We start from the raw sequence: 7,329 nt of genomic DNA, 5'->3' as shown, positions 1-7,329 counted from the left end.
ATCTCATCTCGTCACTGTTCTCTATTCTCCCTTATTTACCGACAAGTCTATTACCTACTTCAAAAAGTTAAAAGCTTCAGAGAGTGAATGTCTCTATCGGGCGACTGAAGCGTATCTTCTTGAAGAGAAAAGTATTCATCACCCTTCATCTTGCTCAGGCTAAAGCAGCACGGTTTCCCGCCGAATATATTGATTTGCTTTTGCGTAATCTCCTATCGAGCAGCAAACTGATTTCAGGCTACCCAGGATATGTTCTTCGAGTTGGTCGTCACCCATCTGTCGGGCAAGAGTGAGCCGTTGCTCATAACACTCAATCGCTTCAGCCGACCGCCCCGATGCGTCGTAAAAAACACAGAGACTCGCGAGAGCTTGTTCTTGCGATCGCGTATCATTCAATTCCTTAGCTAGGGTCAAGCGCTGCTGATTGTACGCGATCGCTTGGTCATAATCACCCAGCATGTAGCACGCATTAATCAAATTTCGCAGCACTTGCGCTTCAAGCCGCTGATCACGCAGGGTTTGAGCCAAGGCGAGTCGGTGTTGATAATAGGCGATCGCCAAACTGTAGTCGCCCTGGGCATAAAAGGCATTGCCTAAGTTCTTCAGAATTTGTCCTTGGGCTTTAACATCGTTCAGTTGTTGCGCGATCGCGAGGGCAGCTTGTTCACACCCGATCGCGCAGTCTGGCTTATCAGCTGCCTTGTAAGCTAAGCCCAAATTGTTGAAAGCCGCCATTTCTCCCGCTCGATCCTGGAGGTGTTGAGCCAACTCAAGACTCTGCTCCTGATATTCAATCGCTTTTGCGGAATCTTTGAGATGACGGTAGGCATTGCCCAGTGTCGCTAATGTGCTTACGCGGTGGGCGCAGCTTTTAAGCCGCTCTGACGCTGCTAGGCTGTGTTGGGAGTAGTCAATTGCCTTACTGTAGTCACCCAAGCTGTAGCAAGCAAAGCCTAGATAACTGAGCGTCGTTTCGGCTCCTGCTTGATCTTCTAGTTCCCAGTAGAATAACTGCGCTCTTTGCAGGGTTTGCACAGCTATTTGAAACTGTCCCTGCTGGTAATAGTCGATGCCTTGGTTTAAAGACCGATCTGCCTCAGCCCTACGATCGTCATCCGTTGCGGTAGAACTAGGTAGATCGGGGACAACGGGCGGATTGAGAGTATCTCGTTCATCGGGTGGAATGTCACTCCCTACCTTATGGTCATCGTGGTAGTTACTCATCTCTAAACACCTACCCTCCTTCTATGTCCTGAGCAGTTCTAGAACATGACATCCAGAGTTTAACCTCTTTCTAAAGAGGGGTGTTCAGTATAATTTCAGGTTTTATTGGGTGATCTTTCGGAATATTGGGCTAAGTTGCGTGGGAAGCGTTAGTTGGACAACCTCTCTCCAGTTTTACAATTAGCCCTATCCATCCGCCCTAATTCCCTATTTTCTTTGTTGCGCTAACCAATCCAACATCAACTGATTGACGACATCAGGACGTTCATCGTGAGGACAATGCCCTGTGTCAGGAATGGCAACAAATTTAACGTCACGCGATGTCGTTAGTGACTGATAGACCGCAGCACCAGCGATCGGCGTCCACGGATCAGCCTCTCCCCAAAGCACCAAAAGCGGCTTCTCAATTCGCGGGAGTAGCTCGGTGGGTCGTGGACCTGCAGGAGCCGTCAAAATGGCGGCAAAAACCTGCTGAGCGCCTGGCTCGCAAGAAGGTGTGTACAGTAACTCAACGAGTTCATCTGTAATGGCATCCGGATCGCGATAAACCTGCTTGAGACTGCTGCGAATTCTTGCCTTCTGTCGTACCCGGTTGAACAACCAAGGACCGAACCGTTTAGAGTTTACCGCTTTAGCAAACGTTCCCATGACCAGCCGGAGCGGTAGACTCAGTTCTTCGGGACGGTGATTGAGACCTCCAGCTGGGTTAAGCAAAATACCCCCAGCGGCAATTTCTGGATGCTCTGCTAGAACCATCAAGCAGAGCAAGCCTCCGATCGAATTTCCCGCAAAATAGGCGGGCTGACCAATCTGAGCGCTCCAAAAATCTTTGATTAGCTCAACCCACAGTTCGACCGTGTACGCGATCGCAGGTTTTGCTGACCCACCAAATCCCAACAGATCTAGAGCAAAGACCTGATATCCTGCTTCTGCCAGAACCGGAATATTTTTACGCCAATGCCCAATTGACGCCCCAAATCCATGAATTAGCACTAGGGGACGCCCGCTTCCTTGCACCGTGTATTGAATTTGATGACCGTTCCACTCCCAGATCATCTTCTCAAGAGTAAGCGGAGTTAGAGAAGTTAGCTGCTGTTCAGTCGTCACAGTTTTGTATGAAGTTTTCTAAAGATATCTTCATTATATATCTCTCCATTGGCAGCAGATTCGATAGAAAACGCCTGTGAAGCAGAGATGATCTCTGCTTCACAGGCGTCCTACATTCTGCTTCAGGCTTTCGGTTTAGTGGTGGTGATGTCCACCATGTTGATGATCATGACCATGACTGTGACCATGAGCGTGATGATCGTGGGTATGAGCTGCCAGTGCAGGATTCACCGCGATCGCTTGTTCAGATAACAGAGCTTCGATCTGAGGATGTGCCCATTCCGCAGTCATTTGCAGAAATTCCGAATTGTCGTTGACACACGGCATTTGAATATAGGTGACGTCAGGATGCTTGCGGCGCAATCCGTGAATGATGTGATCTACATCCAGTAGCGTTTCATGATTTTCGGTCGCAAATCCGATCGGCATAAAGATCAGGGCTTTTGCGCCCACCGCGATCAGATTCTTAGCGGCAAGGTCAGCATTGGGCTGAGTCCACTCAATCAGTGGGGTTTGGTGATTGAGCCAGCCCACGGAGATTAGCGGATAGCGATAGATTAAGCGATCGCGCACCTGATCGTAGAGCGCCTGACTTTCTGTAATGCCCGATGTGAATCCTTTCGCCTTGTGCGGGCAACCATGATTCATCAAAATGATGCCAATTTCTGACGGCAGAAACGCTTGAGCTAATTTCTCTTGAATCTCGTCTTCGACAAGCTTCGCCATCAGATCAAGATATTCAGGCTTATCAAAAAACGATGGAATATAGCGCGTTCCCTTCAGCCAGTGTTCTTCTCCATCGTCGGCTAACTCGGCTAGGGCTTTGTTCACTTGCTCGACTGCAATTCCGCTCGTGAAGATCGAATCAACGACCAGCAACGGATAAATGAGCAGTTTGTCAAATCCTTGCTCCTTAATCTCAGCAAGGACTTGGTTGGGCAAGAACGGCTTACAGAAGTTAAAGGCTTTAAAAACTTGGATGCGATCGCCCCACGTTTCTTTTAATGCCGCTTCAACGCCTGCTCGCTGCTGCTCAAAAATAGCATTATGGGGTGAGATGAAGTGATCGTGCTGATGGCTCCATTCATGCAGATCGAACATCGCCAAAAGCTTAGCCAAAGGAGGATAAATCCAGGTTGGAACTGGGGCAAACTTGGCAGTTAATAAGTTAAGGGCTTGCTCGTTGTAATTGGCAAAGTCCTCGTAGCTTTCGACTTCACCATAGCCCATGAGCAGAACAGCAACTCGCTCTGTTCCTGCTGATGCTGTATCCGATTGATGCAGTTTTTCTGGCGTTGCAACCACGTCGCGTTCCTCATTTTCTTATAGCTAATGGGACTCCGCAGAACCTTTTGTCTAGTTCTAAACGTCCTCCGTTTACTACGCTAACATCCCCTACTAGGGGATGGGATAGGGAGAAAATCTTTTGTTATTAAAATACACCTGGAGAAAGAGGGGATAGAGTTGGGCTCGGGATTAAAGATGAAAATAGTAATCTGTCCAGGAATGCACTCGTCAGAATTAACAGAGAAGTTTGTCGCAAGTTTAGACAGACCTGAAGAGGAGTTTCTGATTTTTCCAAGCGATCGCATTCCTGTCTATTCTCCGCATCACATTCTAGAGTTCCTTCAATCCCGCACTCCACGCTCTACACCTCTAATCTTCATTGGATTTAGCGCTGGGGTTGTGGGCGCGATCGCAGCCGCTAATCGATGGCACACCCAAGGCGGGATCATTCGATCCCTGATCGCGATTGATGGGTGGGGTGTACCTCTGTTTGGCAACTTCCCGATCTATCGTCTTAGCCACGATTACTTTACACACTGGAGTTCTGCGCTACTGGGGAGCGGTACAGATAGCTTCTACGCCGATCCTCCTGTGGAGCATCTCGATCTGTGGCGATCGCCTCAAACTGTCACAGGGCACAGGGTATCTTCCAGCAAACATCCTGCACGACTCACCGCCGCCACCTTCCTAACGACCCTGCTCGACAACTACAGTCGCGATCTTTAGCCTCTGCCGAATTTACAACCTGTGATTTGGTTAGCATTCTATGACGTGATCGACTCGCATTGTATGGCTCTATTTGCAACCCTTTCCGCGATTTTACTGAGGGTTTAGCCCACATTTTTAGGGTTTCTTTGTACCTTATCCCTCGACAGGAATCGTAATCAGCACTACACTAAAACCTTATCTACTGCATCATTAGATACAGAATTATAGATACAGAAATCTTCCATCTTCAATAGCTTTGGTGAGGTCCTCCCAGTGCAGTTGCAGCAACGATCGGCGGTTCAACGGGTGACGGGTGCTTTCGCATTAATGGACAGTTTGCGACGGCATGGCGTCAAACATATTTTTGGGTATCCTGGCGGTGCAATTCTGCCAATTTATGACGAGGTATATCGCTCGGAAGTGGCTGGGTTTGTGAAGCATATTCTCGTGCGGCACGAACAAGGTGCGGCTCACGCGGCAGATGGCTATGCACGAGCAACGGGAGAAGTGGGCGTTTGCTTTGCCACATCAGGGCCGGGCGCGACGAATCTTGTAACCGGGATCGCAACGGCTCACATGGACTCCATTCCAATGGTGATTGTGACCGGACAAGTGCCGCGCAAAGCGATCGGCAGTGATGCGTTTCAAGAAACCGACATTTACGGGATCACGCTGCCGATTGTGAAGCACTCCTATGTGGTGCGCGATGGCCGAGATATGGCGCGAATTGTTGCGGAGGCCTTTTACATTGCGAAGACGGGCAGACCGGGACCTGTGCTGATTGACATCCCTAAAGATGTCGGAACAGAAGAGTTTGACTACGTTCCAGTCGAGCCAGGATCAGTACGGTTGCCCGGTTATCGTCCGACGGTGAAGGGTAATCCGCGTCAAATTGGGCAAGCGCTGAAGCTGATCCGACAGTCAGAACGTCCGTTACTTTACGTCGGTGGCGGCGCGATCGCGGCGGGGGCACATGCTGAAGTCAAAGAATTAGCCGAACGCTTCCAGCTTCCGGTGACGACAACGTTGATGGGGATCGGCGCGTTTGATGAGCATCACCCACTCGCCGTGGGTATGTTGGGAATGCACGGAACGGCTTATGCTAACTTCGCCGTGACCGAGTGCGATTTGTTGATCGCGGTGGGGGCACGATTTGACGATCGCGTGACGGGTAAACTGTCCGAGTTTGCCGCGCGCGCGAAAGTGATTCACATTGACATTGATCCCGCCGAAGTTGCGAAAGTGCGGACGCCCGATGTGCCGATCGTCGGTGATGTTCGTCAAGTCCTAACCGATCTGTTAGAGCGCAGCCGAGATGAAGGCGACCCAACCAATCCAGATCTGACAAAAGCTTGGTTAGCGCGAGTTGATGCTTGGCGCACCGACTACCCGCTAGAAGCGCCCCAATATCCAGGAGTGTTGTCTCCTCAAGAAGTGATTGCCGAAGTGGGGCGGCAAGCTCCAAATGCTTACTACACGACGGATGTCGGTCAACATCAGATGTGGGCAGCCCAGTTTTTAAAGAATGGTCCGCGTCGCTGGATCTCCAGTGCAGGACTCGGCACGATGGGCTTTGGTCTTCCGGCAGCGATGGGCGCGAAGGTTGCTGTTCCCGATGAAGAAGTGATCTGTATTAGCGGTGACTCCAGTTTCCAGATGAACTTGCAGGAGTTAGGAACGCTGGCGCAACATGGCATTCATGTGAAGACCATGATCATCAACAATGGGTGGCAAGGCATGGTGCGCCAATGGCAAGAAGCGTTTTACGACGAACGCTATTCCTCGTCTAACATGCAGGTCGGCGTGCCTGATTTTGTGAAGTTGGCGGATGCTTACGGCGTCAAGGGCATGCTCGTTGAGTCGCGGGACGAATTGAGCAGCGCGATCGCAGAAATGCTGGCTCACGAAGGAGCTGTGTTAATGGATGTTCGAGTCAAAAAAGATGAGAATTGCTATCCAATGGTTCCATCGGGAGCAAGTAATGCTCAGATGATCGGGTTGCCCGTGCGCACAAAACTCGATCAGGTGACGGAGCTTGTTTACTGTAGTCATTGCGGAGCGAAGAATGTTTCGACGCACAAGTTCTGTCCTGAGTGCGGTACGAAAGCTTAATTGAGTGTTTAGCGTTGAGCCTGGTGCAGTGATAGTTGCACCAGGCTTCTTGCTGAGCGTTCCTTGTCTAGGGCTGCTTCAAACCTGAGCGACTGGTTGAGAATGATATTACGCTTTGAGCCGTACCGCTTCTAAATCAAGTTCATGTTCTAGTCGATGCAGCACTTCGTCATCAATTACTCCCTGGTTCCGCAACTTAAAACGATTTTACGTTCGGCAGCGACAGCTTCTCGTTGCAAAATCTTGAGTGCTGCCAGTTGCTCATAGCGCTCTTCTGTCACTTTAAACCTGCCAGGGAAACAATTCATCAAGACAATTAAGCACTCTCGTTTCTAGCTCATTGAGTTCTCTGACCTCGGGTCTTATATCGGGGTTATAGCGATCGGGAAGTTGTCCTCCCACTTGCTTGAGCCAATGAATTACGGTGGTATGATGCACGCCTTCGACCCGTTGGATGCCGCGAAAACTCATGCTATTAACATGCATTTTTAGGCACTCTCGCTTGATGTCCTCGCCATATCCTCTGAATGGCTCATGGGCATCAATAAACAAACTGCCGCCAACAATTAACACAGATGTGATTCTGTTTCCCTTTCTTCTTGCCATTCTTGGGGATAGATCTGCACTGGCAGTCAGGGCATTGCATCACCATCAACCTCAATTCATACGCTCAATATGCAACGCCGATCGCAGTCTTGTTCCTCATCCCCCTGGATAGTACGAATTCTAAACATACTCTTAAGATAGATTTACATGACTTAACAATTCGGTTAATGTAGTCACATACATTCGTTCCGAGAGGAACACCTTCAAACCACTTCGGAATTATATAAACTATGACGACTACCTTACAGAGACGCGAAAGCGCAAATCTGTGGTCACAGTTTTGCA

General features: G+C 49.6%; 7 protein-coding genes. 2 read left to right on the top strand and 5 right to left on the bottom strand.

Features of this window, described 5'->3' with window-relative positions; genetic code table 11:
* Positions 1 to 159: 159 nt before the first annotated feature.
* The 3 genes from AC5I6P_RS25340 to AC5I6P_RS25330 form a co-directional block, all read right to left on the bottom strand.
* Positions 160 to 1,224 carry a tetratricopeptide repeat protein gene (locus tag AC5I6P_RS25340; RefSeq protein WP_495696553.1) on the bottom strand — a complete coding sequence of 355 codons (1,065 nt, stop codon included), beginning with the start codon at positions 1,222 to 1,224 and terminating at the stop codon, positions 160 to 162.
* Between the two features lie 207 nt (positions 1,225 to 1,431).
* On the bottom strand, positions 1,432 to 2,331 hold the full coding sequence (locus AC5I6P_RS25335) for an alpha/beta fold hydrolase (protein ID WP_495696552.1): 900 nt from the start codon (positions 2,329 to 2,331) through the stop codon (positions 1,432 to 1,434).
* Between the two features lie 135 nt (positions 2,332 to 2,466).
* Complete coding sequence (locus AC5I6P_RS25330; protein WP_495696551.1) at positions 2,467 to 3,636, bottom strand: ferrochelatase; 1,170 nt, start codon at positions 3,634 to 3,636, stop codon at positions 2,467 to 2,469.
* Positions 3,637 to 3,813: 177 nt separating this feature from the next.
* On the opposite strand from AC5I6P_RS25330, the gene AC5I6P_RS25325 reads away from it, so the two are divergent.
* Together AC5I6P_RS25325 and ilvB are read left to right on the top strand one after the other, a co-directional pair.
* Positions 3,814 to 4,344, top strand: coding sequence for a hypothetical protein (locus tag AC5I6P_RS25325; RefSeq protein ID WP_495696550.1), 531 nt, complete (start codon positions 3,814 to 3,816; stop codon positions 4,342 to 4,344).
* A 255-nt stretch (positions 4,345 to 4,599) separates the two neighbouring features.
* Positions 4,600 to 6,438 (top strand): biosynthetic-type acetolactate synthase large subunit, encoded by a 1,839-nt coding sequence (ilvB, locus tag AC5I6P_RS25320; protein ID WP_495696549.1) that lies wholly within the window; start codon positions 4,600 to 4,602, stop codon positions 6,436 to 6,438.
* Between the two features lie 282 nt (positions 6,439 to 6,720).
* Here the strand turns inward: ilvB and AC5I6P_RS25315 are convergent, their stop codons facing one another.
* Both AC5I6P_RS25315 and AC5I6P_RS25310 read right to left on the bottom strand, forming a co-directional pair.
* Positions 6,721 to 7,011: a hypothetical protein gene (locus AC5I6P_RS25315; RefSeq protein ID WP_495696548.1), complete on the bottom strand. Its 291-nt coding sequence runs from the start codon at positions 7,009 to 7,011 to the stop codon at positions 6,721 to 6,723.
* Positions 6,980 to 7,084 (bottom strand): IS1/IS1595 family N-terminal zinc-binding domain-containing protein, encoded by a 105-nt coding sequence (locus tag AC5I6P_RS25310; RefSeq protein ID WP_495696547.1) that lies wholly within the window; start codon positions 7,082 to 7,084, stop codon positions 6,980 to 6,982. Before AC5I6P_RS25310 ends, AC5I6P_RS25315 begins: the two co-directional genes overlap by 32 nt.
* Positions 7,085 to 7,329: the final 245 nt, after the last annotated feature.

It is taken from the genome of Myxacorys sp., from assembly GCF_059501405.1.
The sequence above is the reverse complement of the archived record's forward strand: the minus strand, read 5'-3'. Positions and strand labels throughout refer to the sequence as shown.